The following is a 17206-nucleotide window of genomic DNA, read 5'->3' as shown; positions in this document are numbered from 1 at the left end:
CTGATCGCCATGGTTCGCCCCGCGAGGGATAAATGCGCGGTTGCGCGGTGCTCTACGGTCAGCCGTGGAGCAACGGATACAGTTCTTTCAATAACTTGCGACGGCTGATGACCAATTGCCAGCGGTGACCGCCCACTTGTCGCCAAAGTCGTGCGCAGCGAATCCCGGCCAGCAGCAGGGCGCGGATTTTCGAGGCGTTGTTCGGCTGCTGCAGATTGCGCATGTCGCCGTGCACCTGGATGCGTTGGCGCAGGGTGCTCAGGGTGTCCTGATACAGCGCGCCGCTGGCGGCGATCACGTTCTCGTGGACGATGCCGAAGTGCTCGACCTGGGATTTGATCTGCGGCAGGCGCTTGCCGATGGTTTCGAGCATGTCATCGCGCTTGGACAGTTGACGCTCAAGGCCCAGCATCGCCAGCGCGTAACGCAGTGGCTCGCGTTGCAGGGTGCTGGGGTCGCGCTCCAGAGCACTGGCCAGGGCGCGATAGCCCTCGCGCAGGTTCAGGTCGTCGCCGCCGAACACGTCCAGGGTGTCCCTGGGGTCCATGTTCAGCAGGCTGCCGATCAGGCAACCCACTGCCGCCTCGCCGGCCTGGCCGGTCTTGGCGATGCGGTCCACCAGCACGGCGGCCTGAAACACACCGCCCAGGGCGGTCAGTTGCTCTTGGGTCGGGCTCATCAACGAGCGTCCTTGCTGTGCCAGGGTTCGGCAGTTTCGATGACGCCGCCGCCCAGGCAGATTTCGCCGTCGTAGAACACCACCGACTGGCCCGGCGTCACAGCGCGTTGCGGCTCGTCGAAGATGGCGCGGTAGCCGGTCGCGGTACGTTCCAGGGTGCAGGCCTGGTCACCCTGGCGGTAGCGAACCTTGGCGGTCAGCTTGCGCGGGGTACTCAGGTCGATTGGGTTGACCCACCAGATTTCCGAGGCCAGCAAGGCGCGGGAGAACAGCCAGGGGTGCTCGTTGCCCTGGCCGACGATCAACTCGTTATTTGCCAGGTCTTTTTCCAGCACGTACCACGGCTCGTCGCCGGCATCTTTCAGGCCGCCGATCCCCAGGCCCTGACGCTGGCCGATGGTGTGGTACATCAGGCCTGCGTGACGGCCGATGCTTTCGCCTTCGGTGGTCTTGATCTCGCCGGGCTGGGCGGGCAGGTACTGCTTGAGGAAATCGGTGAAGCGGCGCTCGCCGATGAAGCAGATACCGGTGGAATCCTTCTTCTTGGCGGTCGCCAGCTGGTATTTCTCGGCAATCTCGCGCACTTGCGGCTTTTCCAGCTCGCCGACCGGGAAGAGGGTCTTGGCGATCTGCTCACCGGCTACGGCGTGCAGGAAGTAGCTCTGGTCCTTGTTCGGGTCCAGGCCCTTGAGCAGCTCGGTGCGGCCGTCGATGTCGCGGCGGCGCACGTAGTGGCCGGTGGCGATCAGGTCTGCGCCCAGCATGAAGGCGTAGTCCAGGAAGGCCTTGAACTTGATTTCGCGGTTGCACAGGATGTCCGGGTTCGGCGTACGACCGGCCTTGTACTCTTCGAGGAAGTGCTCGAAGACGTTATCCCAGTACTCGGCGGCGAAGTTCACCGTGTGCAGCTTGATACCGATTCTGTCGCACACGGCCTGGGCGTCCGCGAGGTCGTCCATGGCGGTGCAGTATTCCGTTCCGTCGTCTTCTTCCCAGTTCTTCATGAACAGGCCTTCCACCTGATACCCCTGCTCCATGAGCAGAAGGGCGGAGACCGAAGAATCCACGCCGCCGGACATGCCGACAATGACGCGTTTCTTTTCTGGATTGGAAAAGGCTGAATCAGACATAGGGTTTCGATGGGTAGTCTGGAAAAGGACGCGATTCTAGCAGGGAGTCGGCGCCAAGGCTAAAAGCTATTCAATCGCGTACCACATCCAGGCTGTGGATCGGGCCTGCGAGGTAGTCGTCCAGGCATTGCAGCACCAGCTCGCTGCGCCAGCGTTCGGGCTGGCTGGCCAGTTCCTCGCGAGTCAGCCACAGGGCGCCATCGATGTCGGTGTCCAGCTCGCGTTCGGGGTGATGCTTGCCGGGTCTGGCCGCGAAGCACACGCGCTGGTAGGTCACGCCGTTGCTGGGGGCGGTGTACAGGTAGATGCCGACCACGCCGGTCAGTTCGACGTCCCAGGCGGTTTCCTCAAGCGTCTCGCGAATCGCAGCTTCGCGCAGGGTCTCGTTCGCTTCCAGATGGCCGGCGGGCTGATTGAGCAGGCGCTTGCCGTTCTTGGTTTCCTCGACGAAGAGGAAGCGGCCGTTGTCTTCGATGACGGTAGCGACGGTGATGTGGGGTTGCCAGGGGCGCATGTGGGGCTCCGATGACTTGTTTTCTCGTGCGCTGGAGCATCATTGATGCCGAGTCGCCACTAGGATTTCTGACAGTATACGAGACAGGAGTTTTGGCGTTCACTCGGGGTTCACTCATTGATGAGGGATCCATCATGAAAACGCAACACGCCAAAGCTGGTGAATTTGACCCCTCCTTTAATGGCGGGCGGCCTTTAAGGCTGGAGTTTGAAGGCTATGAGCGTCATCTCCTCCAGGGTATGGCTGCCGGCAGGGATGGCTTGATCTATGTCTCTGGGGAGAGGACGCGAGGCTTCGATTTCAGCAATTCAGAGTATTTCATCATTGCACTGGATGCCCAGGGCATCAGGCACGCGGGCTTCGACCGTGATGGGGTGGCGGCTGGCAAATTTTTCAAGACCGACCAGGCAGGAGTCTCGGTGCGCAGTGAGGTGTTTGCTCTCCATTACGCTGAGGGCAGTAACCCGGCTGACGATCGCCTTTATCTGCTCGGGCAATATACCTATCAAAAAAACGATGGGCCGCGCAGCACTTACCCTGCGGTTGCCTGCTACCTGATAGATGGTTCGCCAGACACTGCGTTCGGCACGAACGGCATTTGCATCTTCGCGGGGCTGGAGGGTGACAGCGTACCTTCTTTTGCCTCGCCAGAGCCCGCAGGTTCGACCACCACGAACAGCGAAAGCCGAGAACTACCGAACCGGGATGCCACCATCCGTTGGAGTGCATACGGGGGGCGGTTCTACATCCAGGGCCTGTCCAGCGATCATCGGCGAGTGTTGCTGATTTCGATTGATTTCCGTGGCGTCGTTGACTGGAATTTCGGAGTCAATGGTGTCCAGGTGGTTGAGCGGGGGCTTCAATTTGTTCCGTTCGGGATGTTCATCAATACCGATGGCATTTATTTGTGTGGGCGCACGTTCACAGACGAGGTCCTTTGGTTGTTTCAAGCCACCATTGCGCGACTCGACCATAGAGGTGTTGTAGACGCGTCCTACGGTTCTAATGGTTTTCAGGACTTCGTGGTGGGAACCGAGCACGCCGAGCTCCATTCCCTGGTGCCTCTCTCACCTGAGTATTTCATTACCGCAGGCTATGCTCGCCGCGGAGACCCGTCGGGCCCAGTGTTCGTGTTCGTGCCATTGCTATTGAGCTGTGACGACCGCGGTGGCGTGAATCCTGGCTTTAACGGAGGGAGTCCGGTGCTGATCGAAGGTGCTCCTGGCGGATGGCGCGATCTTGCTGTGGATGCTGATGCACTGACCGTGCTGGGTAGTGGCAGTGACGGGGGATTCATTGGGCGCTTCCTTCACAGTGGTCAGATGGATAGTAGCTTCGCCAGTGGTGCTGGCTTGCGGCGCCTGACCGAACTGCCATCCGATGTGCGATTGATGAATCTTATGGTTAGGCCGGATCGCAGTATCGTCTTCTTGGGGTGGGGGGCTATCTCTTCAGAGCGGCTGAGCGCTGGCGTAATAGGTGTTTTGACAGGGCAGTAAATCGCTCCGAACGAGGATCTTGCTGCGTCAGCCCCTCAAACAACAAAGCCCCGGCCATTGCCGGGGCTTTGTGTATTGCAGGCTAGCTTACTTGAGCGAAGCGATCGCGTCGTTCAGGGTCTTGCTAGGACGCATGGCTTTGCTGGCCAGTTCCGGGGTGGCGAAGTAGTAACCGCCGATGTCCAGAGGCTTGCCCTGTACGCCGTTCAGTTCGGCGACGATGGTCGCTTCGCTGTCGGTCAGGGTCTTGGCCAGCTGGGTGAACTTGGCTTGCAGCTCTTTATCTTCGGTCTGGGCGGCCAGGGCCTGAGCCCAGTAGGTCGCCAGGTAGAAGTGGCTGCCACGGTTGTCGATACCGCCAACCTTGCGCGATGGCGACTTGTTGTTGTCCAGGAACTGGCCGGTGGCCTTGTCCAGAGCAGTGGCAAGTACCAGAGCTTTAGGGTTGTTGTAGACGTTGCCCAGGTGCTCCAGGGAAGCGGCCAGTGCCAGGAATTCGCCCAGCGAGTCCCAGCGCAGGAAGTTCTCTTCGTTGAGCTGCTGAACGTGTTTCGGAGCCGAACCGCCAGCGCCGGTTTCGAACAGACCGCCGCCATTCATCAGCGGAACGATCGACAGCATCTTGGCACTCGTGCCCAGTTCCATGATCGGGAACAGGTCGGTCAGGTAGTCACGCAGCACGTTACCGGTGACCGAGATGGTGTCCTTGCCAGCGCGGATGCGCTCCAGGGAAACCTTCATTGCGTCAACTGGCGACTTGATGGTGATGTCCAGGCCGGTGGTGTCGTGATCCTTCAGGTACTTCTCGACCTTCTTGATCATCACCGCGTCGTGGGCGCGTTTCGGGTCCAGCCAGAAGATGGCCGGGGTGTTGCTCAGGCGCGAGCGGTTGACCGCCAGCTTGACCCAGTCCTGGATCGGCGCGTCCTTGGTCTGGCACATGCGCCAGATGTCGCCGGCTTCGACGTTCTGTTCCATCAGGACCTGGCCTTTGTCGTCAGTCACGCGAACGACGCCGTCGGTTTCGATCTGGAAGGTCTTGTTGTGCGAGCCGTACTCTTCGGCTTTCTGCGCCATCAGGCCAACGTTCGGTACGCTGCCCATGGTGGTCGGATCGAAGGCGCCGTGCTTCTTGCAGTCTTCGATGACAGCCTGGTAGATGGTGGCGTAGCAGCGATCCGGGATCACGGCCTTGGTGTCCTGCAGGACGCCGTCGTTGTTCCACATCTTGCCCGAGTCACGGATCATCGCCGGCATCGAGGCGTCGACGATGACGTCGCTCGGCACGTGCAGGTTGGTGATGCCCTTGTCGGAGTTGACCATCGCCAGTGCAGGGCGGGTCGCGTAGACAGCTTTGACGTCCGCTTCGATCTGCGCCTGCTGGTCGGCTGGCAGATCCTTGATGCGGGCGTACAGGTCGCCGATGCCGTTGTGCAGGTTGAAGCCGATTTCCTTCAGGACTTCAGCGTGCTTGCTCAGCGCAGCCTGGTAATACTCGGCAACGAATTCGCCGAACATGATCGGGTCAGAGACCTTCATCATGGTGGCTTTCAGGTGCACGGAGAACAGGACGCCCAGTTTCTTGGCGTCTTCGATCTCTTTGGCCACGAAAGCGCGCAGGGCTTTCTTGCTCATGACCGCGCAATCGATCACTTCACCGGCCAGTACCGACGTCTTGTCTTTCAGCACGGTGGTGCTGCCGTCTTTGGCGATCAGTTCGATCTTGACCGAGCCTGCGGCTTCGATCAGCGAGGATTTTTCGCTGCCATAGAAGTCGCCGCTGTCCATGTGGGCAACGTGGGACTTGGAGTCCGCTGCCCAGGCGCCCATCTTGTGCGGGTGCTTGCGAGCGTAGTTCTTGACCGAAAGCGGTGCGCGGCGATCAGAGTTGCCTTCACGCAGGACCGGGTTCACGGCACTGCCTTTTACCTTGTCATAAGCGGCACGGGCGGCCTTGTCGGCCTCGGTGACGACTTCATCCGGGTAGTCCGGGACGTCGTAGCCCTTGGCTTGCAGCTCCTTGATCGCGGCCTTCAGTTGCGGAACCGAGGCGCTGATGTTCGGCAGCTTGATGATGTTGGCTTCCGGCGTGGTTGCCAGTTCGCCCAGCTCGGCCAGGTCATCGGAAACCTTCTTGGCGCCCAGTTGCTCGGGGAAGCCGGCCAGGATGCGGGCTGCCAGAGAAATGTCGCGGGTTTCGACGGTGATGTCGGCCGAGGAGGTGAATGCTTCGATGATCGGCAGGAGTGAGTAGGTGGCGAGGGCAGGAGCTTCGTCGGTGAAGGTGTAGATGATCTTCGAGCGGTTGGACATTTTTGGGAATACTCTCTTCTTTGCTGAGCGTACACAAAATTTCGAGATGCGCAGGGTAGGCACTTTCGCCCAGATATCAATGAGCCGAAAGTCGAGAATTTCGTCGCGTGATATGGGGTGCATCAGTCGAGCGTCAAGCGGTTGAACTCCGGTAAGAGTCCAGCCTGTCGAGGGCTGAAAGTCTCGTTTCAGATGGCTCGGCCCCCAATGACCCAATGGTCACCGGCGCGAAGTATATCACCGGTCCCGGCCATTACTACGATAGTAGTGTGAAGGCTGTGCGTTGATCGCACGCACCTTTGCGCGACAAATTGGCGAGGGCAAAACCTCTGAAAAGCTGGAACCCGCGAACTACGCGCCCTGCGGCAAGCTGTCGCAGGCTGGCGGGGGCAAAAAACGGCGGGTGGTCCAGCGGTCGATTTTCGACTAAAGGAGGAGCCTTGCAGGTGGGGAGTGCGGCTGCCGGGCCAATCTAGTGTCTTTGTCGTCCGGCAGGTGCGAAAAAAAACCGGTCAATCCTGGGTGGGATGACCGGCCTTTTCAGGTCTCGCGCATGAACGGTCCGGCTCAGGCGTGATCTTTGCTGTGTTCGTGATGCGTGTTTTGTTGATGAGCGTGCTCTTTAGTGGCCGAAGGTTGCCCGCTGATCTTGACTGCGTGCATCCCCTTGGGGCCCTGGATGATTTCGAATTGAACCGGCTGACCTGCCTTGAGGGTCTTGTATCCGTCCATTTCGATCGCCGAGTAGTGCGCAAACAGGTCCTCGGACTTGCCGTCTTCAACGATGAAGCCATACCCCTTGGCGTTGTTAAACCACTTGACCTTACCGCTTAGCATAGTCACATCCCTCTGCAAAGGACTCCGATGGGAGTATCATCACCTCTCATCCGCCGGACCTAAAAAATTTTGGTTGACTGCGCGGACCCTTTTTACCCAATGTGGGTTCTATTGTTTGTAACACCGTTTAGCCGTTAGTCAAGGTCATGTGGCGGTCCAATCGATAGCGAGCATGATCAAGACCAATCTATTTAATTTCGTCCCCAGCGATCCTTCTTTACCATGCATGCAATCAGCGAGATTCGACTAACATTCAATCAGGATGATCCGCACTCCCACGAGGATGGCGCGGAAGGTGTCGCGGTACAGGAGGCCAAGCCGACCCTGCAGGTCCCACCGATGTACAAGGTGGTTTTGTTCAACGATGACTACACCCCGATGGATTTCGTTGTCGAAGTACTGGAGGTGTTTTTCAACCTGAATCGTGAGCTGGCGACCAAGGTCATGCTGGCCGTCCATACAGAGGGACGGGCAGTGTGCGGATTGTTTACCCGCGACATCGCCGAGACCAAGGCCATGCAGGTCAACCAATACGCCAGGGAAAGCCAGCATCCGCTACTCTGTGAGATCGAGAAGGACGGTTAACGCCGGACACTTGGGTAAGAGGTGAAGCTATGTTAAACCGTGAGCTCGAAGTCACCCTCAATTTGGCTTTCAAGGAGGCTCGCTCCAAACGTCATGAATTCATGACCGTGGAGCACCTGCTGCTGGCCCTATTGGACAATGAGGCTGCCGCCACTGTTCTGCGTGCCTGCGGCGCAAACCTCGACAAACTCAAACACGACCTTCAGGAGTTCATCGACTCCACCACGCCACTGATCCCTGTCCACGACGAAGATCGCGAGACCCAGCCAACCCTGGGCTTCCAGCGTGTGCTGCAGCGTGCCGTGTTCCATGTGCAGAGCTCCGGTAAGCGTGAAGTCACTGGCGCCAACGTGCTGGTGGCGATTTTCAGCGAGCAGGAAAGTCAGGCGGTGTTTCTGCTGAAACAGCAGAGCGTTGCCCGCATCGATGTCGTCAACTATATCGCCCACGGTATCTCCAAGGTGCCGGGGCATGGCGAACACTCTGAAGGTGAGCAAGATATGCAGGACGATGAGGGCGGCGAGTCTTCTTCTTCAGGCAATCCTCTGGATGCCTATGCCAGCAACCTGAATGAACTGGCCCGTCAGGGTCGCATCGATCCTCTGGTCGGCCGCGAGCTGGAAGTCGAGCGTGTCGCTCAGATTCTCGCCCGCCGTCGCAAGAACAACCCGTTGCTGGTCGGTGAGGCCGGCGTCGGTAAAACCGCCATCGCCGAAGGCCTGGCCAAGCGCATCGTCGACAGCCAGGTGCCTGACCTGTTGGCCAACAGCGTCGTCTACTCGCTGGATCTCGGTGCCCTGCTGGCCGGGACCAAGTACCGTGGCGACTTCGAGAAGCGCTTCAAGGCGCTGCTTGGTGAGCTGAAGAAACGTCCTCACGCCATTCTGTTCATCGACGAAATCCACACCATCATTGGTGCCGGTGCTGCGTCGGGCGGGGTGATGGATGCCTCCAACCTGCTCAAGCCGCTGTTGTCTTCGGGTGATATCCGCTGCATCGGTTCGACCACGTTCCAGGAATTCCGCGGCATCTTCGAGAAAGACCGTGCCCTGGCCCGTCGCTTCCAGAAAGTCGACGTGTCCGAGCCTTCGGTTGAAGACACCATCGGCATTCTGCGTGGCCTGAAGGGTCGTTTCGAACAGCACCACAACATCGAATACAGCGACGAGGCCCTGCGCGCAGCGGCCGAGCTGGCTTCGCGCTACATCAATGACCGTCACATGCCGGACAAGGCCATCGACGTCATCGACGAGGCGGGCGCCTACCAGCGTCTGCAGCCGGTGGAATCGCGGGTCAAGCGCATCGACGTGCCTCAGGTGGAAGATATCGTCGCGAAAATCGCGCGAATTCCGCCTAAGCACGTGAACAGCTCCGACAAGGAACTGCTGCGTAACCTCGAGCGCGATCTCAAGCTGACGGTGTTCGGTCAGGATGCGGCGATCGATTCGTTGTCCACGGCGATCAAGCTGTCTCGCGCCGGGCTCAAGTCGCCTGACAAGCCTGTCGGCTCGTTCCTGTTTGCAGGTCCGACCGGTGTCGGTAAAACCGAAGCGGCGCGTCAGTTGGCCAAGGCCCTGGGTATCGAGCTTGTGCGTTTCGACATGTCCGAGTACATGGAGCGTCACACCGTTTCGCGTCTGATCGGTGCGCCTCCAGGTTATGTCGGGTTCGATCAGGGCGGTCTGTTGACCGAAGCCATCACCAAGCAGCCGCACTGCGTGCTGTTGCTTGATGAGATCGAAAAGGCTCACCCGGAGGTCTTCAACCTGCTGTTGCAGGTCATGGACCACGGGACCTTGACCGACAACAACGGTCGCAAAGCGGACTTCCGCAACGTGATCGTGATCATGACCACCAACGCCGGTGCCGAAACTGCGGCGCGTGCTTCGATCGGCTTCACCCATCAGGACCACTCGTCCGATGCGATGGAAGTCATCAAGAAGAGCTTCACGCCGGAATTCCGCAACCGCCTGGACACCATCATTCAGTTTGGTCGCCTCAGCCATGAGGTCATCAAGAGCGTGGTGGACAAGTTCCTTACCGAGCTTCAGGCGCAACTGGAAGACAAGCGCGTGCTGCTTGAGGTGACTGATGCCGCACGCAGCTACCTGGCCGAAGGTGGTTACGACGCCGCGATGGGTGCACGTCCGATGGCGCGTTTGATCCAGGACAAGATCAAGCGTCCGCTGGCCGAGGAAATCCTCTTCGGCGAGTTGTCCGAGCATGGCGGTGTGGTACACATCGACTACAAGGACGGCGAGATCACGTTCGAGTACGAAACCACGGTGGAAATGGCCTGACGTTTCGATGCAACACAGCAAAAAGGCGCCGGTTGGCGCCTTTTTGCATTTATGGCCCGCTACCACCTCGCAATGGCATGAACGCCACTGTCATTGTAGGAGCGCGCTTGCCCGCGAAGGCGGTCTATCCGAAATGCACCATTATCTGACACACCACCATCCCGTAGCAGCATGGCTTGCCGGCGGGTGCGGTCTTGAGATCGCCGTCACGGGCAAGCGCGCTCCTACAGGGGGTGGTTCAACTATGCACAAACAAAAACGCCCGGTCATAAGCCGGGCGTTTTTGTCAGGACCTGTTAACGGGCGCGGTAGGTGATGCGCCCTTTGCTCAGGTCGTACGGCGTCAGTTCAACGCGGACCTTGTCACCGGTCAGAATACGAATGTAGTTCTTGCGCATCTTGCCGGAGATGTGCGCGGTAACGACGTGCCCATTTTCCAACTCCACACGGAACATGGTGTTGGGCAGGGTGTCGACGACAGTGCCTTCCATTTCGAAGCTGTCTTCTTTCGACATGCAGTAAAGCCCTCGGTATCCAATGAATGGCCCGGTGCAAACGGCAGCCAGGCAAAAGCGGGCTGCATTGTGCCCGAAAAGTGCGCTTCAAGCCAAGGGATTCAGTAAAGAGTGACCCATCTTTGATTGGTGAGCAGCTCTATGGGGCGATATTGCGTCTTGTAGTTCATCTTTTTGCAGTTCTTGATCCAGTAACCCAGGTACACCGCGTGCAGTTGCATACGGGCGGCCTCGGCGATCTGCCACAGAATCGCATAGCGCCCCAGGCTGCGACGTTCCTCCGATGGCTCGTAGAACGTATAGACAGCCGACAGCCCGTTGGGCAGCAGGTCGGTCACCGCGACAGCCAGCAGGCGGCCCTCTGCGCGAAACTCGTAAAAGCGCGAAAAAGGCAGGTCACGCACCAGAAAGGTCGAAAACTGATCGCGACTGGGCGGGAACATGTCGCCGTCGGCATGGCGCTGTTCGATGTAGCGCTGATAGAGGTCGAAATATTCTTCGCTGAAGTGCGGCTTGGTGCTGGTGACCTCGATGTCGGCGTTTTTCTTGAAGATGCGCTTTTGCTGACGATCGGGCGTGAAGAGTCCTACCGGAATGCGCGCAGGCACGCACGCACTGCAATTCTGGCAATGCGGACGGTAAAGATGGTCGCCACTGCGACGAAACCCCATGTCTGAAAGGTCGGCGTAGACCTGCACGTCCATCGGCTGGCTGGGATCGAGGAACAGCGTGGTGGCTTGTTCTTCGGGCAGGTAGCTGCAGGAGTGGGGTTGAGTGGCATAAAACTTAAGCCGCGCCAGCTCGGTCATGATCAACCCTCGAGAAAAGCTTTAGCTAAGAGTGTATGCCAGCGCGGTCAAACTCGCCTAGGTAACCAGTCGGCCGAATTCTCCTGATCCAGGTATTTGCTCAGGTAATCGGCAAAGGTTTGCCGAGGAATCTCCCGGGCGCCGAAGCTGTGCAGGTATTCGGTGGGCATCTGGCAATCGATCAGGACAAAGCCCCACGCCTTCAGATACGGGACCAGCGTGGCGAAGCCTACCTTTGAAGCGTTGTCGGCCCGGCTGAACATCGATTCTCCAAAAAACAGCTTGCCCATGGCAAGGCCGTACAAGCCCCCCACCAGCTTGCCGTCATCCCAGACCTCGACGCTGTGAGCATGGCCGCGCCGGTGCAGTTCTATATAGGCCGCCTGCATGGCCTCGGAGATCCAGGTATCGTCGACCCCGTCTCGCGGCTCGGAGCAACCGCGGATCACGGCGGGAAAATCCTGATCGAAGGTCACTTGGTAATGCTGCTGGCGAATGAATTTGGCGAGGCTGCGCGATATGTGGATTTCATCCGGAAACAGTACCGTGCGCGGATCTGGCGACCACCAGAGAATCGGCTGGCCCGGCATGAAGAACGGAAAACAGCCGTGACGGTAGGCGCTCACCACTCGATCGGGGGACAGATCACCGCCGCCGGCGAGCAGTCCGTTCGGGTCACGCAGGGCTTTTTCCAGAGGGGGAAATTCGAATGTGTCGCGATTTAACCAGGTCAGCATGGCGTCCAGACTATCCGAGAGGGGAGGGGAGAGGTAAACCCGTGGTGCAACTCCGGGGAGTAAACGCGGTCACAGGCGATTGACCGGGCTTGCTTGGCAAAGGCGTCACACCGGTTTGCCGTGATTGAGAGAAGCATGGCCATTGGACACTTGCGTGCTGTAATAAAAAACAGTCATAAACCTTTGTCAGCAAAGAAAATGCATGCTCAAATCGTCTGTCACAGGCCAAGCTTGAAGATCTGCAAGGTCCACGCCAGACTAGCGTGGCGTGCAAATCCGGACAATGCCCGATATTGTTTAACCACATTTCAAATCACCTGCCGTGCGCGCGATCACATTTGTCTTCGCATCGCCAGGGGCAGGAAACGGTCTGTACTATTTCGTCAATGCAGCGGCACATAGTCAACCACGAGATGTTCGCGCTGACGCGCAGGAATTGAAGCGTTTTGAAGAAATCCACCGCAGCACCCAGCCCCGTTCCGCTCTGGCGGCAGCACTTGCACTACCGGCTCAAGGAAGGTGCGCTGATCGCATTCGGCTTCCTGTGCCTGTACCTGATCATGGCCCTGTTGACCTACGACCAGGGCGATCCGGGCTGGAGCCACACCAGCAGCTCCGCCCAGGTGCAGAACGCCGCAGGCCGCGCAGGCGCGTTCTGTGCCGATATCCTGTTCATGGTGCTGGGCTATTTCGCCTATATCTTCCCGCTGTTGCTCGGGGTCAAGGCCTGGCAGGTGTTCCGCCAGCGTCATGAACCGTGGCAATGGAGCGGCTGGCTGTTCTCGTGGCGCATGATCGGGCTGGTGTTCCTGATCCTCGCGGGCGCGGCCCTTGCGCACATCCATTTCCATTCGGCATCGGGCCTGCCGGGCTCGGCGGGCGGGGTGCTGGGCGAGGTCCTCGGGGATCTGGCCAAGCGTGCACTGAACGTGCAGGGCAGCACCTTGCTGTTCATCGCGCTGTTCCTGTTCGGCTTGACGGTGTTCACGGACCTGTCGTGGTTCAAGGTCATGGACACCACGGGCAAGATCACCCTGGACCTGTTCGAGCTGTTCCAGGGCTCGATCAACCGCTGGTGGACCGAGCGCAACGAGCGCAAGCAGATGGTGGCCCAGTTGCGGGAAGTGGACATGCGCGTCGATGAAGTCGTGGCACCGGTGGTGCCGGACCGTCGCGAGCAGGTCAAGGCCAAGGAGCGCATCATCGAGCGCGAACAGGCCCTGGCCGAGCACATGACCGCCCGCGAGAAGCACGTGCCTGCGGTGATCGCTCCGGCGCCAGTCCGTCCGCCGGAGCCGAGCCAGCGCGTACAGAAAGAGAAACAGGTGCCGCTGTTCGTCGACAGCGCCGTCGAAGGCACGCTGCCACCGATCTCGATCCTCGATCCTGCCGAAAAGAAGCAGCTCAATTATTCGCCCGAATCGCTGGCTGCCGTTGGGCATCTGCTGGAAATCAAGCTCAAGGAATTCGGCGTCGAAGTCTCGGTGGATTCGATCCATCCGGGCCCGGTCATTACCCGTTACGAAATCCAGCCGGCGGCAGGCGTCAAGGTCAGCCGCATCGCCAACCTGGCCAAGGACCTGGCCCGTTCCCTGGCGGTGACCAGCGTGCGTGTGGTCGAGGTGATTCCCGGCAAGACCACCGTCGGCATCGAGATTCCCAACGAGGATCGCCAGATCGTGCGCTTCTCCGAGGTGCTCTCGACCCCGGAATACGACAACTTCAAGTCGCCGGTCACCCTGGCCCTGGGTCACGACATCGGCGGCAAGCCGATCATCACCGACCTTGCCAAGATGCCGCACCTGCTGGTGGCCGGTACCACCGGTTCCGGTAAGTCGGTGGGCGTGAACGCGATGATCCTGTCGATCCTGTTCAAGTCCGGCCCCGAAGACGCCAAGCTCATCATGATCGACCCGAAAATGCTCGAATTGTCGATCTATGAAGGCATCCCGCACCTGCTGTGCCCGGTGGTGACCGACATGAAGGACGCCGCCAACGCCCTGCGCTGGTCGGTGGCCGAGATGGAGCGCCGCTACAAGCTGATGGCGAAGATGGGCGTGCGTAACCTGTCGGGCTTCAACCACAAGATCAAGGAAGCCGAAGACGCCGGTACGCCGATTTCGGACCCGCTGTACCACCGCGAAAGCATCCACGACGAAGCGCCGCTGTTGACCAAGCTGCCGACCATCGTGGTGGTGGTGGACGAATTCGCCGACATGATGATGATCGTCGGCAAAAAGGTCGAAGAGCTGATCGCCCGTATCGCGCAGAAGGCCCGTGCGGCAGGTATCCACCTGATCCTCGCGACCCAGCGTCCTTCGGTTGACGTCATTACCGGTCTGATCAAGGCCAACATCCCGACCCGCATGGCGTTTCAGGTGTCGAGCAAGATCGACTCCCGGACCATCATCGACCAGGGCGGCGCCGAACAATTGCTCGGCCACGGTGACATGCTCTACATGCCACCGGGCACCAGCCTGCCAATCCGGGTTCACGGCGCGTTCGTCTCCGACGACGAAGTGCACCGTGTGGTCGAAGCCTGGAAACTGCGCGGCACCCCGCAATACAACGACGACATCCTCAATGGCGTCGAGGAGGCCGGCAGCGGCTTCGAAGGCGGTGGTGGCGGCGGTGACGGCGACGACAGCGAAACCGATGCGCTTTACGACGAAGCGGTCAATTTCGTTCTGGAAAGCCGTCGGGCATCGATCTCCGCGGTACAGCGCAAGCTCAAGATTGGCTACAACCGCGCAGCCCGCATGATCGAATCCATGGAGATGGCCGGTGTCGTCACCCCGATGAACACCAACGGCTCGCGGGAAGTGATTGCACCAGCCCCCATGCGTGACTGACACTGCGGTTGTCACAAGTGACTGAGTGGCGCCTTAGGGCGCCATTCAGCGTTAATTGAATTCAAAGAGGACTCCCATGCGTCTTATCCGCATGTTGTTGCTATCTGCACTGGCTGTTTCCGCAATCCCCGCACACGCCGACAGCAAGGACGTGGCGCGCCTGACCCAGTTGCTGGAAAACTCCAAGACCCTGAGCGGCCGGTTTTCCCAGATTTCCCTCGACGGCAGTGGCACCCAGATGCAACAGACCGAGGGCGACATGACCCTCCAGCGTCCGGGGCTGTTCTACTGGCACACCGATGCGCCGCAGGAACAGACCATGGTGTCCGACGGCAAGAAAGTCACCCTGTGGGACCCGGACCTGGAACAGGCCACCATCAAGACCCTTGACCAGCGCCTGACCCAGACCCCGGCCCTGTTGCTGTCCGGCGATGTCTCGAAGATCAGCGAGAGCTTCGACATCTCGGCCAAGGAGGCCGGTGGTGTGATCGATTTCACCCTCAAGCCCAAGTCCAAGGACACCCTGTTCGACAACATGCGCCTGTCGTTCCGCAATGGCGTGATCAACGACATGCAGCTGATCGACAGCGTGGGCCAGCGCACCAACATCCTGTTCACCGGCATCAAGGCCAACGAGCCTGTTCCGGCGAGCAAATTCCAGTTCCAGATCCCGAAAGGCGCTGACGTCATTCAGGAATAAGAGGCTGCACCGTCGTATATGGACCTGTTCAGCAGTGAGCCGATAGCCCAGCCTCTGGCCGCCCGCCTGCGGGCCACCAACCTGGATGAGTATGTCGGTCAGCAGCACCTGCTCGCCCATGGCAAGCCCCTGCGCGAGGCGCTGGAGCAGGGCGCGCTGCACTCGATGATCTTCTGGGGCCCGCCGGGCGTGGGCAAGACCACCCTGGCGCGGCTCCTGGCCAAGGTCTCCGACGCACACTTTGAAACCGTTTCGGCGGTGCTGGCCGGGGTCAAGGAAATTCGCCAGGCCGTCGAAGTGGCCAAGCAGCAGGCAGGTCAATATGGCCGTCGTACGATTCTGTTCGTCGACGAGGTGCACCGTTTCAACAAGTCGCAGCAGGATGCGTTTCTGCCGTACGTCGAAGACGGCACGCTGATCTTCATCGGCGCGACCACTGAAAACCCGTCGTTCGAACTCAACAACGCCTTGCTTTCCCGCGCCCGCGTCTATGTGCTCAAGAGCCTCGACGAAGCAGCGCTGCGGCAACTCGTCGACCGCGCCCTCACCGAAGAGCGCGGGCTGGGCAAGCGCCAACTGAGCCTGGGCGATGAAGCCTTCAAGACCCTGCTGGCCGCGGCCGACGGCGATGGCCGGCGGATGCTCAACCTGCTGGAAAACGCTTCTGATCTGGCCGAAGACGGCAGTGAGATCGAGCCCGAGCTTCTGCAGAGCCTGCTGGGCGACAGCCGCCGTCGCTTCGACAAGGGCGGTGAGGCGTTCTACGACCAGATTTCCGCGCTGCACAAATCCATTCGTGGCTCGAACCCCGACGCGGCGCTGTACTGGTTCGCCAGGATGATCGACGGCGGCTGCGATCCGTTGTACCTGGCGCGGCGCGTGGTGCGCATGGCCAGTGAAGACATCGGCAACGCCGACCCTCGGGCGCTGCCGCTGTGCATGTCCGCCTGGGACGTGCAGGAGCGCCTCGGCAGCCCGGAAGGAGAGTTGGCGGTAGCACAGGCCATCGTCTACCTGGCCTGCGCGCCGAAGAGTAACGCGGTGTACATGGGCTTCAAGATGGCCATGCGCGAAGCCACCGAGCACGGCTCGCTGGAGGTGCCGCTGCACCTGCGCAACGCACCGACCAAACTGATGAAACAACTGGGCTATGGCGAGGAATACCGCTATGCCCACGACGAGCCGGACGCCTACGCGGCAGGGGAAGACTACTTCCCCGACGAGCTCGAACCCCGGCAGTATTACCAGCCCGTGCCCCGTGGCCTGGAGCTGAAAATCGGCGAAAAGCTCAAACATCTGGCGGCACTTGATCGCGCCAGCACTCGTCAGCGGAGAAAATAGTGATTCAGACGATTCTTGCGGTGTCGATTGCTGGCATCGCTGGTACATTATTGCGTTTCGCGGCGGGTACCTGGGTATCGGCCAACTGGCCCCGGCATTTCTACACGGCGACGCTGGCCGTCAACCTGGTGGGCTGCCTGATCATCGGCCTGCTGTACGGATGGTTTCTGTTGCGCCCGGAGGTGCCGATTGAAATCCGCGCCGGCCTGATCGTCGGTTTTGTCGGAGGCCTGACGACATTTTCGTCCTTTTCCCTGGACACGCTGCGCCTGCTGGAAAGCGGGCAGGCGCCACTGGCCATAGGCTATGCGGCGATCAGCGTGTTCGGCGGGCTGCTGGCGACCTGGGCAGGTCTGTCGCTGACCCGCATTTAATAGACCCGAATTCATTAGACG

At 59.8% G+C, this 17206-nt stretch carries 15 protein-coding genes; 7 read left to right on the top strand and 8 right to left on the bottom strand.

Going from position 1 to position 17206, the window contains the following annotated elements:
- Positions 1-58: 58 nt before the first annotated feature.
- The 3 genes from hflD to ACIPOO_RS01550 form a co-directional block, all read right to left on the bottom strand.
- Positions 59-679, bottom strand: a complete 621-nt coding sequence (gene hflD / locus ACIPOO_RS01560; RefSeq protein ID WP_274135626.1) for a high frequency lysogenization protein HflD — start codon at positions 677-679, stop codon at positions 59-61.
- A complete protein-coding gene (gene mnmA / locus ACIPOO_RS01555) occupies positions 679-1809 on the bottom strand; it encodes a tRNA 2-thiouridine(34) synthase MnmA (RefSeq protein WP_400603948.1) in 1131 nt (376 codons plus the stop codon). The genes hflD and mnmA overlap by 1 nt, the downstream gene beginning before the upstream one ends.
- 70 nt (positions 1810-1879) lie before the next feature.
- Complete coding sequence (locus ACIPOO_RS01550; protein ID WP_400603946.1) at positions 1880-2323, bottom strand: NUDIX hydrolase; 444 nt, start codon at positions 2321-2323, stop codon at positions 1880-1882.
- A 134-nt stretch (positions 2324-2457) separates the two neighbouring features.
- On the opposite strand from ACIPOO_RS01550, the gene ACIPOO_RS01545 reads away from it, so the two are divergent.
- On the top strand, positions 2458-3822 hold the full coding sequence (locus ACIPOO_RS01545; protein ID WP_400603944.1) for a hypothetical protein: 1365 nt from the start codon (positions 2458-2460) through the stop codon (positions 3820-3822).
- 87 nt (positions 3823-3909) lie between these two features.
- Here ACIPOO_RS01545 and ACIPOO_RS01540 read toward each other — a convergent pair whose 3' ends face one another.
- Positions 3910-6135: an NADP-dependent isocitrate dehydrogenase gene (locus tag ACIPOO_RS01540; RefSeq protein ID WP_274135622.1), complete on the bottom strand. Its 2226-nt coding sequence runs from the start codon at positions 6133-6135 to the stop codon at positions 3910-3912.
- Positions 6136-6702: 567 nt separating this feature from the next.
- On the bottom strand, positions 6703-6972 hold the full coding sequence (cspD, locus tag ACIPOO_RS01535; RefSeq protein ID WP_274135621.1) for a cold shock domain-containing protein CspD: 270 nt from the start codon (positions 6970-6972) through the stop codon (positions 6703-6705).
- A gap of 222 nt (positions 6973-7194) precedes the next feature.
- Between cspD and clpS the strand changes: the two genes are divergently transcribed.
- Positions 7195-7557: an ATP-dependent Clp protease adapter ClpS gene (gene clpS / locus ACIPOO_RS01530; protein WP_274135619.1), complete on the top strand. Its 363-nt coding sequence runs from the start codon at positions 7195-7197 to the stop codon at positions 7555-7557.
- Between the two features lie 29 nt (positions 7558-7586).
- On the top strand, positions 7587-9857 hold the full coding sequence (gene clpA, locus ACIPOO_RS01525) for an ATP-dependent Clp protease ATP-binding subunit ClpA (RefSeq protein WP_400603941.1): 2271 nt from the start codon (positions 7587-7589) through the stop codon (positions 9855-9857).
- 296 nt (positions 9858-10153) lie between these two features.
- Here clpA and infA read toward each other — a convergent pair whose 3' ends face one another.
- From infA to aat, 3 genes are all read right to left on the bottom strand, one after another.
- Positions 10154-10372, bottom strand: a complete 219-nt coding sequence (gene infA / locus ACIPOO_RS01520; RefSeq protein WP_002553999.1) for a translation initiation factor IF-1 — start codon at positions 10370-10372, stop codon at positions 10154-10156.
- Between the two features lie 101 nt (positions 10373-10473).
- Positions 10474-11181 (bottom strand): arginyltransferase, encoded by a 708-nt coding sequence (locus tag ACIPOO_RS01515; protein WP_274135615.1) that lies wholly within the window; start codon positions 11179-11181, stop codon positions 10474-10476.
- A 47-nt stretch (positions 11182-11228) separates the two neighbouring features.
- The gene (gene aat, locus ACIPOO_RS01510; protein ID WP_274135613.1) at positions 11229-11918 is read right to left on the bottom strand and encodes a leucyl/phenylalanyl-tRNA--protein transferase; all 690 of its coding nucleotides are present in this window, start codon (positions 11916-11918) and stop codon (positions 11229-11231) included.
- Between the two features lie 446 nt (positions 11919-12364).
- Between aat and ACIPOO_RS01505 the strand changes: the two genes are divergently transcribed.
- The 4 genes from ACIPOO_RS01505 (at position 12365) to crcB (ending at position 17185) form a co-directional block, all read left to right on the top strand.
- Positions 12365-14770: a DNA translocase FtsK 4TM domain-containing protein gene (locus ACIPOO_RS01505; RefSeq protein WP_400603938.1), complete on the top strand. Its 2406-nt coding sequence runs from the start codon at positions 12365-12367 to the stop codon at positions 14768-14770.
- A gap of 76 nt (positions 14771-14846) precedes the next feature.
- Positions 14847-15470: an outer membrane lipoprotein chaperone LolA gene (gene lolA / locus ACIPOO_RS01500; RefSeq protein WP_274135609.1), complete on the top strand. Its 624-nt coding sequence runs from the start codon at positions 14847-14849 to the stop codon at positions 15468-15470.
- 18 nt (positions 15471-15488) lie between these two features.
- Positions 15489-16811 (top strand): replication-associated recombination protein A, encoded by a 1323-nt coding sequence (locus ACIPOO_RS01495; protein WP_400603935.1) that lies wholly within the window; start codon positions 15489-15491, stop codon positions 16809-16811.
- Positions 16811-17185, top strand: coding sequence for a fluoride efflux transporter CrcB (gene crcB / locus ACIPOO_RS01490; protein ID WP_400603933.1), 375 nt, complete (start codon positions 16811-16813; stop codon positions 17183-17185). Before ACIPOO_RS01495 ends, crcB begins: the two co-directional genes overlap by 1 nt.
- Positions 17186-17206 lie beyond the last annotated feature (21 nt).

The organism is Pseudomonas sp. NPDC090201 (assembly GCF_044746825.1).
GTDB lineage: Bacteria > Pseudomonadota > Gammaproteobacteria > Pseudomonadales > Pseudomonadaceae > Aquipseudomonas > Aquipseudomonas putida_AD.
The sequence above is the reverse complement of the archived record's forward strand: the minus strand, read 5'-3'. Positions and strand labels throughout refer to the sequence as shown.